We start from the raw sequence: 16,362 nt of genomic DNA on the forward strand, positions 1-16,362 counted from the left end.
CGTCGCGGCGGCCCGCGGAGCCGTGCCGGAGTGCGGGCATGCCGAGCCTAGGCGAGGCACCGAGTGGTGGGGCAAAGCGTTTTTTGGTTACTTTTTTAGGCGTTTGTAAAAAAGTGACCCGCTGTAAGAGCGGAACCATAAGTAGCCGTTACCGAAGAAACGGATATGTACTCAATCAATCAATCAATCAATCAAACCACTCCCCCCGCTCAAGAAACGTATTCCGAATCATCTCCACCACCCACCCCACCTCCAGCGGATGCCGCACATCAGCACTCACCCCCATCCAGACCTGCCGCTGCATCCCCTCCAGAAATACCCCATCCAACGCCGTCAACCCACGATCAAAACAACTCATGTACCGCGGCAACAACCCAATACACGCACTGCACCGAATCATCTCCAGCATCAGCGGATACGCTTCCACCCGCACCACCCCCGCCAGCCGCTGCTCCACCAGGCTATTCCACGGCCGCAGCGCCTCCACCTGCCGGTCCGGCTGCCACTGCACCAACATATAATCCGCAAGGTCTTCAATGCTGTCCGGCCGCACTGCCAACCGCGAATACCGCTTGGCAATATGCGGCGAATAATCCAACCGCGCCAACACCTCCGGCGCCCCAATGGCAAAACTCGGCCCCGCCCCCGGCGAATCCATCCCCGACAACCACACCACCACATCCGCATCCAGCGCCTGCAACCCCAACTCGCTGTCGATGGAAATGATCTCCAGCCGCACACTCGCATTGCGCCGCAACAGCGCAATCAGGTCCCGCCCCAGAATGTCATGCAGGATCGACTCGGCAACCGCCAGCCGAATCAACGGTTGCTCCAGCACCGGCAAGCGTCGCTCATGCGCCAGGGCAATCAACTGCGCCTGCAACTGCTGCCCTTCACGACTCAGGGCCAGGACATTGCCCTGATAGCTGAACAGCGAACGCCGCAGTTGCTCTTCCAGCTGCGCCAGGCGCTTGCGCAACTGCGTGGCCTTGATGTTGAGGCTGCGAGCCGCCTGCATGAAACACCCACAGCGGGCGCTGATCAGGAAATACTGCGCCACCTCGGGCTCGATGGCGGCCGCCAGGGCCAGCCAGGCCTCGCGGGATTCGGTCGACGCACGATAAGGCGCGACGCCGTGGGGTACAGCCGGTTCAACAAATACCATGGGAGACTCCCTGTCTTGTGGGTACTGTGCATCCAATGCGGTGATACGGTTTTACTCCAGCACCTTGTTCAGCTCGGCGCCGTCGATACTCAAGGTCGCGGTATTGAGCATGCCTTCCAGGTAGGCCTTGGCAATCTGCTCCTGGCGTTGCGCACGCAAGGCCTCGGTCAAGCGGCCCCGCAGTTCATCCAGCGTGGCGGTGCGCGCCGGTTGTTGCCCAGTGAGTTTGAGCACGTGAAAACCCGCCGCACTCTGCACCGGCTCCGACACCCCGCCCGTCTTGAGCCGCGCCACCACACCGCGCATTTCAGGCACCAATTGCTGCAATGGCTGCATCCCGGCATCGCCACCGCGCCGGGCGCTGTCGGGGTCCTGGGAATACTGGCTGGCCAGGGCGGCAAACTCGCCCGGCGAGGCCTGCGCCTTGCGGCTCAACTCCTGGGCCTGGCGGCGCACATTGTCGACGGTTTGCGGGTCGCTCACGGCCAGGAAAATCTGGCTGACCTGGTACAACGGCGGCGTCACCCATTGTGCCTTGCCGCTGTCATAGGCTTGCTGCAATTCAGCGGCGCTGGGGTAATCCGTCGGCACCTGGCTGACCGACAACATGTAGTCGCGAAACACGATCTGCTCGGTGGCGGCGCGGGTCTGTTGCTCCACCTCCGGGCGCTGCCGCCAGCCCTGGGCATCGGCCTGTTCAAGCACGGCCTTTTGCGCCAGGCGCGAACGCAGCCAGGTTTCCAGGGAGCCACGGTTGCCACGCAACTGCTCGCGGGTTTCCGTCGGCAAGGCGGCCAACACCGACTTGAGTTCGGCGAGGTCGATCTGCTGGTTGCCCAGGCGCGCCACCGCCGGCCCGTCCTTCACGGCCACCGGCGCCGGCTGCTGGGCTGCGACCGGGTCACTGCCCGGCCGCAGGCTCAACCCCACCGCGACCGCCAGCACCACCAGGGCGCCAGCGCCGACCACCAGGGCTGGTTTCTTCACAGTGCAGGCGCCTCTTCGCGCGCGTCGACAGCAGGCGCGGACCCGGCCTGGAGCTGGGCGGCTTGCTGGCTGTATTCACGCAGGTAGACGATGAATTCCTGCAGCAGGCGGTCCCACAATTCCAGCTGATTGCGCAAGTACGGCGCACCCACGCCGGCGGCCACCACATCCATCTCCATCAGCAGGAACTCACCCTGCAACGACAACCGCGCAAAACGTCGGGAAGCGTTCCAGACCTGGGCCAGCCCCTCGGGCAATTCGCCCTGCACCCGCAGCGCGCAGCTGTAGGTGAAGTCCACGTAGCTGCCCTGCTCTGCCGCCGGGTTGCCCAAACGCACGGCGAAGCCGATGCCCTGGCTTGCGCTGAGCAATTGCACGATGCCGTTCTGCTCGGTCTGGTTGACCCGGTAGCCGGCTTCCTGCAGCAGCTCGGTCAAGGCTTGCGGGGTCACGCTGGTGATCAGTTGTACGTCGCTCATAGGGGTCTCTTCCTTGTCGATCAATGATTAGTGACGGTCTGTGGAGCATCGAACCGATTAAGGTAAAGGCCGTCACCAAAACCCTGGGCGAGTTCCTCGAACTTGACCCGGGTGCTGCTGGCGAACGGTTGGCGGATGCTCATCACGTCGGCCACGTCGATTTTTTCGTAGGCCGTCAGCAACTGCTGGGCCACGTCGTACATCTGTTGATTCTTGACTGAACATTGCTGCACTTGTGTGTCACGTTCCGTGAGTTGCGCCTGCAAGCGTGCGCGCTCGGTTTCTTTGCCCCGGGCGATTACCAGCAAGTCTTCATAGGCTTTCTTGAACTTGCCCACCTGCTCATTGCTCGCGGCCACCTGGGCCTGGGCCTGGCTGTGCAGGCTCTGTTGCTGGCCCACCAGTTGCTCGGCCACGCCACGGGTCTTTTCCAGTTCGGCGGTCAGTTGCTTGACCTGCGCCTGGGCCTGCTTGGCCTGGGTTTCGGCGGCGATGCGTGCGGCACTGGCCTGGGCCTGCTCGCTTTGCAGCGCCTGCAACTGCTGGGTGGTGCTGCGCAGCTGAGTGCGCAGGCGCTCCTCCATGCCTTCAGCCGAAGCGCCGGTGGTAACGAGCAGTAGAAGCAGGCCGCAAATTCGCGTGTTCATGAGCTTTCTCCGGCGCATCAGAAGCGCGTGTTGAGTTCCAGTTGCATGACATCCACTTCAAACGGCGCGCCATACACTTCGGAGGCGCTGAGCCAGCGGGCACTGGCGTAGATGTTCTTGTCGAGGCCGTAGTTGGCACCGATGAAATAGCCCTTGGCGTTGGTGCCGCCAAGGTGGAACGAGGAGTCGTTGAAGCCGTCCGGCAAGGCATCCGGCTGGATGTATTTGTAGCCGGCCAGCACGTTCCAATCGCCCTTCTTGCGCATCTCCAGCGCACTGCCGAGGGTGAACTGCACCAGCAGCGCATTGCCGCCACTTTCAAACTGGCCGTCGCTGTTGAGGTTGTTGACGATCTGGCCTTCGCTGCGCTTGAGCATCTCGCCCTTGTCGTAGGCCAGGTTGTGGATGAAGTTGGTCTGGCTGCGCAGCTTGAGGTCTTCCGGCAGCTCGCTGTCCCAGGCCAGGTTGAGGTCCAGCACATTGAACTTGGAGGCCAGGCCGACGAATTGCGGTTGCGGGGTCAGGCCAGGCGTTGCCGGGTTGGGGGTGATGTCTCGCAGCAGGAACACGCTGTTGCCCTTCTGCATGAAGGCCAGGCGCGTGCCATCGGTATCGCACGCCGGCTGGCCGGCCCACGGCGAGCAAGGGCTGGAGCGTTCGCCCTGGATATCGCCGAAGTGGTAGTAGGCCATCGAGCCCTTCAGGCTGTTGCTGCGGTTGATCTTCCAGTCGGCGCCGATCTGCCCGCCGAACAGCCATTTGTTTTCGCTCTCGTCCTTGTCGAAGCCGTTGGTGGTGGCGGTGTCGGGGCTGTACTCCACCGGGAACGCGCCGAGGGTGCCGAACAGGCCCCAGTCGCTGTTGAGCTTGTGGTTGAAGATCGCCGCCACACCGTCGAAGTTGAGGTCCCCGGAATACATCATGTCGGTGGAATAGAACGGGTTGGCAAAACGTCCGGCGGTCAGGGTCATGTAGTCGGTGGTCTTCCAGGTGAGGTAGCCCTGGTCGAGCCAGATGTCTTTCTTGCCGAAGCCGCCGCCCAGGGTCTGGGTGGTGGACACCGGGTTGTTGTCGTTGCCGGTGCCGAGGCGGATGCCGGCGGTCCATTCCGGCGAGATAACGGCTTTCATGCCCAGGCGGGCGCGCAGGCGGAACAGGTTCTCGCGGTCTTCGCGGGTGTTGAGCAGCGGCGGCAATTTGGTGTTGGTGTTCTTGTTCACGTCGTAGGGGCCGCTGTCGTTGAGCTTGGCGTAATCGACGATTTCATTGCTGTTGTTGCCCGAGAAATAGCGCGACTCATCCCGCAGGCGAATATCGCCGTCGAAGCTGATGCGCGAGACCCACTCCGGGAACGTGTTGGGCTGGGCCCAGTTTTCCTGCTTGGCGGTGGCCATGACCTCGGCCTTGATCTGGTCGCGAATCTGGTCGCGCACCGCTGCCGGCACGTACTGCACCCGCACATCGCCGGGGGCCGCAGTTGGACCTGCCGCTACTGCCGTGGCGGTGCTGGCCTGACGTGCCTGCTGAGCCTCTTTTTCAGCCTGGGCGATCAGCCCGTCGGCCTGTTCCTGCTTGAGCACACCTTGCTGCACCAGCAGGCGGATCAGGTTGATCGTGGCGTTTTCCGAAGGCGCGGCGGCGGCCGTCGCCTGGCCGACCAGGGTCGCGATGACCATGCCGACCGCCAGGGTCAATCGATTCACGTGGGAAATCATCTGCACACAACTCCTGTAGAAAACTGCAAAAAAGGGTTCGATCAATCCGGGCGCCGGCCCTTGAGGGACAGGCGTACCGGCAGGGTCATTGAGGTGGGTGTGCGTTCCTTCAGCCGCGGTGTGGCACGCAATGCGGCCAGCACCTGGGCGTCGGTGTCGGCGTCGCCGCTGGACTTGGCCAGCTCCACGCGCGTCACCTCGCCGTCTGCGCTCAGCCACAGGTCGGCCTGCACCGTGTAGGCCTTCTTGCGCAGCTCCGGGTCTTCCCGCAGCAGGCGCTGGAACACCCCGGCCAGGTACTGCTTGAACGTCCCGGTACCGAGCCCGCCACCACCGGAACCGGCCATGCCGCCGCCCTTGCCGGCACCGATGTTGAAACCGTCGGTACCGGACTGCGCGTCGCCGTCGATCTGCATCGGGTTGGCCAGGTCGTCTGCTGGCGAAGGCGGTGCCTCTTCCTCGGGCTTGACCTCGTCGGGGGTCGGCGTGGGTTCCGGCTCGGGGATTTTTTCCTGCACCTCGGGCTCCGGTTCCTTGGGTTTTTCCGGCGGCGGTGGTGGCGGTGGTGGCAACGGAATAATCGTCGGCACCTTGGGCGCTTCACGGCGCACGCCACTCATGTCATTGGCCCACTGCCAGAGAAACCAGGCAGCCACGGCGCCCAGCAGCAGGCCAATGCCCCACTTCAGCGGGCGCAATGGCGGCTTGTTCTTGAGGGGCGTCGGCGCGATCGGCATCTGTGCGGTCATGACTCAGCCCTGGTTCGGTTTGCCGGTGACCAGCCCGACCTGGGACAGCTCCAGGCGACGCAGCAGGTCGAGTACTTCGATGACCTTCTGGTACTGCACCATGGCGTCGCCGCGCACGATCACCGGGAAGTCCGGGTTCAGCGCTTTCTCGATGCGCAGGCGCTCTTCCAGCTCAGGCAAGGTCACCGGGTAAGCGTCGAGAAACACCTGGCCGCCATCGTTCACCGAGATGGCCTTGGTCTTGGCCTCGGACAGCGATACCGAAGCACTGGCCTTGGGCAGGTGGATCTGGATCCCCGAGACCTGGGCGGTGGCGGTGAGGATAAACATCACCAACACCACCATCAGCACGTCCACCAGGGGCGTGATGTTGATGCTGTCGACGGGTGCGTCATCGTCATCGTCGTGGGAGGCATTCACGGAAGCCATGCTGATTCTCCTCAGGCCGGGACGTGGGCGTGGTGGTCGCGACGGTGCGCCGCTTCACTGTGCTGGCTCTCGCCGTGCATCTCCGCCAGGCGGGTGATGAACTCGTCGACGAACACGCGCATGTCGGCGCTGACTTCCTTGTTGCGGGTAATCAGGCGGTTGTAGCCAAACAGCGCGGGGATCGCGACAAACAGGCCCATGGCCGTGGCCAGCAAGGCCGCCGCCATACCCGGGGCGATGGCGTTGATGTTCACGTCGCCGGCCATCGCCGTGCCGAGGAACACCACCATGATCCCCAGCACGGTGCCGAGCAGGCCGATATACGGCCCCCCGGCAATCGCGTTGGAGAGGGTCGACAGCTTGGCGCCGAGTTGCTGGTTTTCCCGGGTACGCACGCCGTCCATGGAGCAGCGGATGGCTTCGATGGTGGCTGCCGAGACCGACGAGGTGTCGGCGCCCTGGGCGCGGCGAGTGCGGATTTCCTTGACCGCGACCCGGTACAGGCGCCACAGCGAGGAATGGGTCAGGCGCTCAGCCAGCAACGCGTCGTCGTAGTACATCTCCAGGCGCGTACCGATCTGTGCGAATTGCTCGCGGAAGATATCGTTGGCAGCACTCACGCGACTGACCTGGCGGTTCTTGCGGAGCATGATGAACCACGACTGGAACATCATCCCCACCAGCACCAGGATGATCACCCAGGCATCCACCGGCACCGCCTTGAGCAGGAACCCCAGGCTGCCGAAGCCGAAGCCCGACTGTTCTTCATCCACGCCATAGGCCACCAGTTTCGACTCGGCGCCCTGGGCCGTGGCATCGGCCAGCAACAGGGCTGCCGGGCGCGCGACCTTGGACAAGCGCAGTTCGTCCATGGCCCCGGTAAACGGCAGGTGCCCGTTGGCGGCTTCCGGCAAATCGGCACCGATGGCCAGTGGCGAATTGAACGCCGGCATCGCCACTGCGAGGGTCGCGGTCTCACGGCCGTTGACGTACAGCGAGACCTTGTCGCCCTCGGCGGTGAACGCCAGGTGCTGCCATTGGCCGGGGTTCAGCGGGTGGGTCGAGACGGCGCGCTGGCCGTCGATTTCAATAAACGGCATGCCCTGGTTCAAGCCCAGCAACAGGCTGTGGGCGCCCTCGCGACGGGCCACCACCACTTGCTCGCCGCTGGCCTGGTCGACCCGCAACCAGGCGCTGAAAGTGAAGGCGCCGCCCGCTGCGTGTTGCAGCGACGGGCTGGCTGGCAGCAGCAACGGCTGGCCACTGAACTGCAAGGCCCGGCCGATCACGCCGTCGATGCTCGCACCGGTGGCGTTTACGGCAGTGTTGCCGTAGGCCGTGGTGTCCCGGGGCGGCGTGCCGTTGGCGCCGTCGAAGTGGTAGAGCGCGGTGTAGTTCGGGTCGAAGGTCAACTGGCCGTTGGCGGTGGCCGGCGCCTTCTGGTTGCCGTAGTACATCCACAGGTCCTGGCGCTGGCCGCCTTCGACCTTGGGCACATCGACCCAGATCAGCGCCATGCCCATCAGCGGGTCGAAGCTTTCGATCTGGTGGTTGAACACGGTCTTGTCGTCGGCGCTGACAAAGCGCAGGTCGGCGCCGTCGTCCTTGACCCCGTCAAAGCTGAAGTTGCCGGTGTGCAGGCGCACCAGCAGCGCGGTGCGGCCCAGGGCCTGGCTGATGGCTGCGCCCTGGGAGGTGGTGTCCACCGTGATCTGTTTACGGTAGTGCCAATCGTCCTGCCACCAGGCATGGGCGGTGGCCGGGAGCGCGAAGCCCAGGCAGATCAACAGGCTCAGAAATAGGCGTTGCATGTCAGGAGTCTCCGAAAAAAGGGGTCAGAAAGTCGCCTGCACACTGAAGTGCAGTCGCGAGTCCTGTTTCTGGGTATTTGGGCCTTCAAGCAGCGGGTAGCCCCAATCCAGGCTGCCGGACAACCACTTGCTCAAACTGGCGCGGGTGCCGAGGCCGACACTGGCCAGGCTGTATTCGTCTTCCTGCTCGGGCAGCGGGTCATGCAGGCGCAGGCGTGCGCCTTCGGCAAACGCGTAGAAGCGCCACTCCTGCACGTAGCTGCCGAGAAACTTGGCCAGGGACGGCGTGCGCAGCTCCTGGGACAACAGGTAGCCTTCGTCGCCGGTGCGCTCGGCGGCGAGATACCCGCGTACCGACGTAGCGCCGCCAGCGGAATATTGCTCGTTGGACACCAGCGGCCCCGAGGCCAGCTGGAAGCCGGCCTTGGACGCCGACTGCCAGTCGTTGCCGAAGGTGTAGGTGTAATTCAGGTCACCCTTGAGCACCGCAAAACTCGGGCTGGCCTTGTCACGCTTGTACTGGAACTCCTCGGCGTCGCTGCCGTAGCCGAAGAACGCGCGGGTACCCACCACCAGGCTCAAGCCCAGCCCCAATTGCGACTGCTCGGTGTAGCGGTAGCCGTTGTAGCCGAAGGTCAGCGGTGCGTACTTCAGCGGGATATCGTCCGTGCTGCTGCCAAACTTCATCTGCTCCTTGAAGTCCTTGAAGTCGACCCCGGCAGAGAACGAATTGGCCCAATTGCCACTGGCCGGCAGGCTGTAGATCGCCGACACGCCATAGGAATGGCCCTTGCCCAACACGTTGCTGCCGCCGATGGTGGCGATGTTGCTGTCGGACTGATAACCGGAGAACTGCAGGCTCCAGCGATCAGTCAGCGGCGCGGTGTAGGCGCCCGACCAGACCTTGGCGTTGTCGCTGTCCTGGGGCGCGGTGAAGTAGGTCAGGGAAATGCTGTGGCCCAGTTGCCAGAGGTTGTCGTAACCCAGGGTCGCGACGCTGCGCAGCTCCTTGGTGTCGGCGCTGTAGTCGTTGTTCAGGCCGAGGCTGGCGTGCCAGGGGTTCTGGTCTTCCACCTGCAGGTCGACGTCCATGGTGCCGGGGCGCTGGCCTTCGCGGACCAGCGGCGTGACCTGCCGCCCGGCGCTGCGATTGAGGCCGGCGAGTTGGGTTTGCACGCTGGTGAAATCCGGAACCGCGCCCTCCTTCAAGCCGGGTACTTCGTCGCGGATTTCCACCGGCGAATAGTGCTTGGCGCCGACCACGCGGACGCGCCCGACCTTGGTTTCGCTGACCTGCAGGTAGACGATTCCGTCATCGACCTTCTGCTCCGGCAGTTCGACGAACACCGACTGATAGCCGCGTGCCTGATAGATCTTCTGCAAGGCATCCCGGGCGCCTTCGATGTCGGCGAGGGTCTTTTGCGGGCCGAGAAACGGGTACACCGCCTCTTCGATCGCACGAGCGTCGAGCACGGTGTTGCCGCGCACGAAGTACTCGTTGACGTCCACCAGCCGTGCCGGAGGCTCGGGCTGGGTGCCCTGCTCTTCGGCCTGTAGCGGTTGCGCCAGTGCACCCAGCGTCAGCCAGCACAGCGCCAGCGTTGATTTGAACAGATGCTCCACACCGCCCCCTGGTCTACTAAGAATGATTGCCGTCGCCGTTTGCCCGGCGTTTGGCCTGTTCAATTGCTGGATATCGAGGTGTTGCCGTGCCGGGCGAGCCAGGTGTGCAGCAGGGCGAAGTTCAGGGAGAACTCCGGCATGTGCAGCAAGGCGCCACAGAACACTTCACCGATGATTTTCTGGATCAACTGCACCGCCTGCGGGTTGTTCAGGAACGTGGCGATGTCGCGTTGCAGGAGGTTGATGCCCCAGACTTTCTGGTTCAGGTCGAGGCCGACGAACCAGCGGAACAGCAGGTTGTAGTTGAGTTGTTCGTGCAGTTGCTGTTCGTTGGGGACTGAGTACAGGAGTTGCAGCAGCAGGATCTGCAAGACGGTCTGGGGGGCGATCTGGGTGCCGGGTTGGGCCTGGAGCAGGTCGCGGTGGAGGTCGAGGATGTCGTCGATCTGCGGGCGCAGCAAGACCAGTGAATGGCCTGCGGGGATGTAGCTGGAGACTTCCTTGAGCGCGCCTTGCCAGTCGTCCTGGGAGACGATCCATACCCACGGTGCGCCATAGCGGTAGACCGAGACCGGTTTTTTGCGTGCGGCTTCGACGATCTTTGACAGGCGCTGGTCGAGCTCCTGCATGCCGACTTTCGAGTAACGTTCCATAGTTCCCATTCGCCCCACTCCTGGCATCCTGCTTGCGGCTCTGACGTCGCCTTTTTTAGCGGTGTTGAGCGCGTTACATAGCCAAGACGGGGGTCGCTGGGGACTACCGAACTTTTGTCATAAAAGCTTCTTTTTTGGGGCGGGGTGATGTGGGCATATCCGTTGCTGCGGTCAGGGCTGGTATTGGTTCCGCTCTTACAGCGGCTCACTTTTGGAGTGTTGTGAAGCAAAATCAAAAGTTAAAGCGGGCACGGTTCAAATGTGGGAGCTGGCTTGCCTGCGATGGCATCGCCTCGGTGTATCTGAAAAACCGAGTTGTCTGCATCGCAGGCAAGCCAGCTCCCACAGAAAAGCAGAACCACGGAGTGCGGGCATGCCGAGCCTAGGCGAGGCACCGAGTGGTGGAGCAGAGACCTTTTGGTTACTTTTGGCTGGGCCGGCAGTCCGGGCGTTTGCCAAAAGTGACCCGCTGTAAGAGCGGAACCATAAGCGGCCGTTACCGAAGAAACGGATATGTACTCAAACCAAAGACCCCGGCAACGGCAGTTCATAAGACTTCTTAACCGTCCGCACCACCAAAGTAGACGAATAAGTACGAATCGGAATATCCCGATAAATCTCTAAAAACCGATAGATATAATCAGTGTACTCAGTGGCATCCCGAAACTTCGCCACCATCACAAAATCAAACTCCCCGGTCAGCAGATAACAGTCCTGAATCTCCGGATGACTCGCCAGGATATGCTGCATCTTGCGGTCGATATCATTGCTGTCCCTATCAAGCTTGATCAGGAAGAACGCCGTAACCTGAATCCCAAGCTTGCGCTCATCCAGCACCGCCACCTTGGCCTTGATGATCCCGACACTCTCCAACCGCCTGATACGCCGGTAACAACTGGTTGAAGACAGCCCGACACTGTCACTCAACAACTCCAGACTCTGACTGCAATCCCTTTGCAATTTCCCCAGAATCTTCAAATCCATGGCATCTGTCATTTTTTCCATATCTTCCTTGAAAAAACTGCAATGAATCCACCGTAAACACCCACCAATTTGCACAAATCCTGCGCGGTGGCGCACTAACATCAATCCAGCTTAGCAGCCCAGCCAAATCAGGCACCGGGGCCGCATGAGAGGGATCTTATGATAGTCGCGAAACCGACATGGGCCACCGATATCCACGGCCTATTCAGCGCCCCCTACTGGATCCCCCAAGAGCAACGCGCCGCCGTCGCCGCCTCCTGGGTGGGCTGCATGAACGCCTACTTCGTATTCCTCGAAGACCCCGCCTCCGTCAAGACCTGGTCCGAAACCATCTACCAGCACCTGGCCTCCCGCAGCATGCCGCTGACCCTCGACCAGCAGCAGTTCTGGCCCATCGACGCGCTGGAAACCTTCAGGCTGTGGGTCAACCAGGGCTGGCGCCTCACTCCCGCCTCACCGTTCGACGAGGCAGAACGCATCCCCCCACCCGACCTGCCTCACCCGGTCAAACGCGTGCGCCAGGACATTCGCGCACTGACACAGGAACAACTGAACCTGTACCGCTCACGCCTCGATGACGTAATGCAGGTGGCCAACGCCGACAGCGGCTCCCCTTGGCAGCGTTACGCCTATATCCACACCAACTGGTGCCTGCATTACCAGGAAGCGTTTGCCCTGTGGCACCGGGCCTATCTGCTGTACCTGGAAGCGCTGATCGACTGCCCCATCCCCTACTGGGACTGGATGGCCGAAGACGCCAGTGTCGACGGCAGCCCCCAGGCCGGCTTGCCCCAGGCGTTTCTCGATGAAACCTACGTGCACCCGCGCACCGGCGAGGTTCGCCCTAATCCGTTGCGCTACGCCGCTGCCAAGGACGGTTGTTCGAAGGTCTGTGAAAAGGCCAGCATCCCGGGTGTGGACTGCCGCTTCGTGCAACGCAATCCGCTGTTCTACACCCGGGGCGAAACGCAGCGCGTCGAACGCACCCAGTTGTACGGCATGAGCCGGATTTTCCAGCAACAGGTGGTCGATGCCCTGAAGTTCAACACCTTCAGCCAGCCCCAGGGCGTGCCAGGTTATCCCTGGGCGAACATCCCGGTGTTTGATCCCCCCCAGGAAGATGACCTGTACCCCAACCGTGCGCTGAATTTCGACGGGCTCTACGAGCAGCCCCACGACAACTATCACGGCTGGATCGGCGGCGACATGGCTGACAACGCCTACACCGCGTTCGACCCGGTGTTCAGCTCCTACCACGCCAATATCGACCGGATGCTGGAGGTCTGGATCCGCGCCCATCCGGCAGCGCAGTACACCACCCAGTGCCTGCTCCAGCCGTTTGCCGGCAGCGAGGCCGACGATGTCACCTTCACCAGTGCCGACGCCTGGCGCTACACCACCCTGGGGGACATGGCCCAGGACAGTCGGCATATCGGCTATGACTACGGTGTGCCCGTCGCCCCGCCCTTTGGCACCCGCCGCCCGGCCGCAAAAGCCTGCTGCCAGCAAAGTTCGACGCCGATGCAAGCGCAGGAACAAACCGCAAGACTGGGCCCGTGGTTGGTGTTCGACCATGTGCGCTGCACCCACGACACCTACCTGATCGACGTATTCCTCAACCAGCCCGACGCCACGCCGCAGCAGGTGAGCGCCGACAATCCGCACTATGTCGGGCGCTTCAGTCGCATCGGCATGGGCCTGGTGGATGACAAGGGCCGCTGCATCACCCATGGCGTGTCACGCGCGCTGAATGCCGCGCGCACTGCTGCCGCATTGAACCTTCGCCCCACTGACACCACGCAGTTATCCGTGGTGGTGACCCATCTCGATAGTGCCCGGGTGTTGACGCCGCAGGAGTACGCGCCGCTGCCTGGCTTTATCGCCCAACTGGTGTGGGACGACCCGCGCCAAACCGTCGCCGGCCCTGCTCCCAGTGCCGGTTGCTGCTCCGTTTCCACCACAACAACACCTGGAGAATCGACATGAGCACACCCTTCAAACAATTCACCTCTCCCGCCGGGCAAGCTCCCAAGGACTACAACAAGCTGGGCCTGGAAAACCAGTTGCCGCAGTTTGAAACCGACTGGAACAACGACCTCACCGGCTGGACCCAGTCTGCGATCATCGGCAACCCGTGGTCGGGCCTCAATGACGCGCCGCGCTCGGGCTATTACAACCCACTGGTGGAAGGTTACGGCCCCACCACGCCGCCGGCGATTACCTGGGCGCCCTTCCCCAATCGGCTGTGGACGTTTTTCTACAACAACGGCACGGCGGTGATTCCACAGTTGGGCGGCAAGGCCATGTCCATGCAACAGGTGATGGAGCTGACCGACAACGGCCAGATTACGATCAACAACACCCTGTACATGCTCTACGACCCGAACAAGCAAGGCACCCTGCTGCAACTCCCCGTCACTCGCTGCCCGAGCATCGACTGGCAAGGCAAGTACAAGGATTTCTCGCCTTCGGGCCCCCGTGGCTGGCTTGACGAATATTGCGAGTGGTCCATCGTGCGCGATGCCGACGGCAACATGCGCAAGATCACCTTCACTTGCGAAAACCCGGCGTATTTCCTGGCCATGTGGCGCATCGATCCGACTGCTGTACTGGGGCTGTATCGCGACTACATCGACCCACAGGTGCAACTCGAAGACCTGTACCTGCGCTACACCGCCGACTGCCCGACCGGTAAGGCCGGCGACCCGGTCATCGACCCCACCACCGGTCAACCGGCCTACGACACCGTCAACAAATGGAACGCCGGCACCGCCTGTGTGCCTGGCCAGTACGGCGGCGCGATGCACCTGACCTCCGGCCCCAACACCCTGAGCGCCGAGGTGTACCTGGCTGCCGCGGCGACCATCCTGCGGCCATTGAGCAGCAGCCAGAATTCCCAGGCATTGATCTGCTGCGCGCAATACGGGCAGAACTACCGCAACTCCGATCCGCATATCGGTTTCTCGGCCAACAGCGTGGCAGTGAACAACCGGCTGTCGCTGACCAACCCCATCGGCCTGTACCTGCAACAACCCACCGACTTCTCGGCGTGGAAAGGCCCCCAGGGCCAGGACGTCAGCCAGTACTGGAAAATCACCCGTGGCACCGCCAAGTCCGCCGCCAACGGCTCCGACCAGATTCTGCAAGCGGTGTTTGAAGTGCCGGTCAGCGCCGGGTTCTCGATCAACGACATCACCATCAGCGGCCAGCCGATCGACTACGTGTGGGTGATTGCCCAGCAGTTGCTGGTGGGCCTGAGTGTGACAACCACGCCCATCAGCCCGACGCCGGATTCCTGCCCGTGCGTGACGGACCGGGTCAACGGCGTGCAACCCTGGCCGGTACAGCTGCTGCCGCTGGACCTGTTCTACGGGCAGTCACCCACCGACCTGCCGGCCTGGCTGGCACCCGGCACCAGCGGGCAGTTTGCCCTGGTGGTGCAAGGCGCCGACCTCAAGACCACCGCCGAGACGGCGCGGGTGCAATTCTCCAATCCTGGGGTGACGGCGCAGGTCACAAAGTTCCTGCCGGATGCCTCGGCCATCCCCGGGCAAACCAACTCCGGTGGCACCCAGGGCTACCTGCTGACCATCACCGTAAGCCCCACTGCCGCACCGGGGCTGGTGACAGTGCGCGCCCTCAACCCGGGCGAAGCCGATAACCCCAGCGCGGCGGAACACCCATGGGAATCCGGATTGGCGCTGGTGCCTGGCGCCTGACTGATACAGCCCATCAGCCGCACCCACCCAGGGTGCGGCTTTACCTGCTTGCAAGGAGCGCGATGATGTCCAGGTTACGCTTGAGTGTTTTATCGCTGCTGACCAGTGTGGTGCTGAGCCTGTTCGCCATGCAGGCCGCCTACGCATCCCCCACTTCCGACGCCGACGCTTGCGTGCAGCAACAGTTGGTGTTCAACCCGAAAAGCGGCGGCTTCCTGCCGATCAACAACTTCAACGCCACCGGCCAGAGCTTCATGAATTGCTTTGGCTGGCAGTTGTTCATTGCCCTGAACTGGCCGGTGAATCCCGGTTGGCCAGCCACACCTGCCCTCGCGGGTGAGCCGGACATGAACAGTACCCTGGCGCAATTCGGCGTACCGACTGCCTCCGGCCAGCCGATGAGTGTGGCGCCGGTATGGGCCAGCTACAAGGACGCCAACGATATCTTCCTGCCCGGCGCGCCCGTGCCCACCGGCTGGGGCGTGCAAACCCTGGTGCCGTCCAATTGCAGCACCCAGGGCAGCCTCAGGGCGATGTCGGTGGGGGCGCGCAAGTTCATGACCGCCACCTCCGAAAGCGCGATCAACGCGCGGCATGGGTTTCACCTGTCCAGCGGCACCCTGGCCTCGATTCCGGACCCGATCATGGAGGCCTCCGGCGGCTGGCTGACGGACCAGTCGCAGAACCTGGTGTTTTTTGAACGCAAGGTGGGCAAGGCCGAGTTCGACTACATCGTCAGCAAAGGGCTGTACGACGCGGCCAACCAGCTGAAAGTCGCGCAGAACCTCGACAACCAGAACCCCGGCGGGCTGTCCTTGCCCATCGGTGAACCCATGCGCTCGCTGCCGCCCAACCCGGTGCCGCAGGAGCAACTGGGAGCTCTGGAGGTCAAGGCAGCATGGCGAATCCTCACCGGCAAACCCGAGCTATACGGACGTTACCTGACCACCGTCGCCTGGCTCAAAAACCCGGCCACCTTGCAGTGCACCCAGCAGGTGGTGGGCCTGGTGGGCCTGCATATCATCAACAAGACCCAGGCCTCGCCCAACTTCATCTGGACCACCTTCGAGCAAGTGGACAACGTGCCGGAACCCAACCAGGTGCCGCCACAACAAACGCCGCCCGACAGCTTTGCCTTCAACAACCCGAACTGCGGCACCGGCCCCGAATGCACGCCGAACGTTGCGCGTATCCAGTGCAAGCAGCAGCATCCGGACCGCGACTGCACCGAGCCGTTTCCACGGGACCAACCCGTGCAGACCACCCGGGAACATCCGCTGCCCACTGAACTGCAGGCGCTTAACGGCGCGGTGCAGGCCAATTTTGCCCAGCAGAGCCAGGGCAAGTCGGTGTTCCAGTACTACAAACTGATCAACGTACTCTGGACCCTCACCCCCAACC

General features: G+C 62.8%; 14 protein-coding genes. 3 read left to right on the forward strand and 11 right to left on the reverse strand.

Going from position 1 to position 16,362, the window contains the following annotated elements; all coding sequences use genetic code 11:
* Positions 1 to 187: 187 nt before the first annotated feature.
* The 11 genes from AC3WKX_RS32290 to AC3WKX_RS32340 form a co-directional block, all read right to left on the reverse strand.
* Positions 188 to 1,165, reverse strand: a complete 978-nt coding sequence (locus AC3WKX_RS32290) for a LysR family transcriptional regulator (protein ID WP_003211527.1) — start codon at positions 1,163 to 1,165, stop codon at positions 188 to 190.
* 51 nt (positions 1,166 to 1,216) lie between these two features.
* Positions 1,217 to 2,152, reverse strand: a complete 936-nt coding sequence (locus tag AC3WKX_RS32295; protein WP_102606340.1) for a peptidylprolyl isomerase — start codon at positions 2,150 to 2,152, stop codon at positions 1,217 to 1,219.
* Positions 2,149 to 2,631: a YbjN domain-containing protein gene (locus AC3WKX_RS32300; RefSeq protein ID WP_102606339.1), complete on the reverse strand. Its 483-nt coding sequence runs from the start codon at positions 2,629 to 2,631 to the stop codon at positions 2,149 to 2,151. The genes AC3WKX_RS32295 and AC3WKX_RS32300 overlap by 4 nt, the downstream gene beginning before the upstream one ends.
* 20 nt (positions 2,632 to 2,651) lie before the next feature.
* Positions 2,652 to 3,278, reverse strand: coding sequence for a hypothetical protein (locus AC3WKX_RS32305; RefSeq protein ID WP_008430322.1), 627 nt, complete (start codon positions 3,276 to 3,278; stop codon positions 2,652 to 2,654).
* Between the two features lie 17 nt (positions 3,279 to 3,295).
* Positions 3,296 to 4,993 carry a putative porin gene (locus AC3WKX_RS32310; protein ID WP_102606338.1) on the reverse strand — a complete coding sequence of 566 codons (1,698 nt, stop codon included), beginning with the start codon at positions 4,991 to 4,993 and terminating at the stop codon, positions 3,296 to 3,298.
* 41 nt (positions 4,994 to 5,034) lie between these two features.
* Positions 5,035 to 5,742, reverse strand: a complete 708-nt coding sequence (locus AC3WKX_RS32315) for an energy transducer TonB family protein (RefSeq protein ID WP_102606337.1) — start codon at positions 5,740 to 5,742, stop codon at positions 5,035 to 5,037.
* Positions 5,743 to 5,745: 3 nt separating this feature from the next.
* Positions 5,746 to 6,171 carry an ExbD/TolR family protein gene (locus AC3WKX_RS32320; protein ID WP_102606336.1) on the reverse strand — a complete coding sequence of 142 codons (426 nt, stop codon included), beginning with the start codon at positions 6,169 to 6,171 and terminating at the stop codon, positions 5,746 to 5,748.
* 11 nt (positions 6,172 to 6,182) lie between these two features.
* Complete coding sequence (locus AC3WKX_RS32325; RefSeq protein ID WP_102606335.1) at positions 6,183 to 7,982, reverse strand: DUF2341 domain-containing protein; 1,800 nt, start codon at positions 7,980 to 7,982, stop codon at positions 6,183 to 6,185.
* 24 nt (positions 7,983 to 8,006) lie between these two features.
* On the reverse strand, positions 8,007 to 9,605 hold the full coding sequence (locus AC3WKX_RS32330; protein WP_003211544.1) for a ShlB/FhaC/HecB family hemolysin secretion/activation protein: 1,599 nt from the start codon (positions 9,603 to 9,605) through the stop codon (positions 8,007 to 8,009).
* 59 nt (positions 9,606 to 9,664) lie between these two features.
* A complete protein-coding gene (locus tag AC3WKX_RS32335) occupies positions 9,665 to 10,258 on the reverse strand; it encodes a transposase (protein ID WP_087694077.1) in 594 nt (197 codons plus the stop codon).
* Positions 10,259 to 10,777: 519 nt separating this feature from the next.
* Complete coding sequence (locus AC3WKX_RS32340) at positions 10,778 to 11,242, reverse strand: Lrp/AsnC family transcriptional regulator (protein ID WP_032899475.1); 465 nt, start codon at positions 11,240 to 11,242, stop codon at positions 10,778 to 10,780.
* A 159-nt stretch (positions 11,243 to 11,401) separates the two neighbouring features.
* On the opposite strand from AC3WKX_RS32340, the gene AC3WKX_RS32345 reads away from it, so the two are divergent.
* The 3 genes from AC3WKX_RS32345 to AC3WKX_RS32355 form a co-directional block, all read left to right on the forward strand.
* Entirely contained in the window at positions 11,402 to 13,228 is a 1,827-nt protein-coding gene (locus tag AC3WKX_RS32345; RefSeq protein ID WP_102606334.1) for a tyrosinase family protein, read from the forward strand.
* Complete coding sequence (locus AC3WKX_RS32350; RefSeq protein ID WP_102606333.1) at positions 13,225 to 14,961, forward strand: DUF8225 domain-containing protein; 1,737 nt, start codon at positions 13,225 to 13,227, stop codon at positions 14,959 to 14,961. Before AC3WKX_RS32345 ends, AC3WKX_RS32350 begins: the two co-directional genes overlap by 4 nt.
* A gap of 65 nt (positions 14,962 to 15,026) precedes the next feature.
* On the forward strand, positions 15,027 to 16,362 hold a 1,336-nt coding region (locus tag AC3WKX_RS32355), incomplete at its 3' end, for a hypothetical protein (RefSeq protein ID WP_102606332.1).

It is taken from the genome of Pseudomonas sp. GP01-A4 (assembly GCF_058780865.1).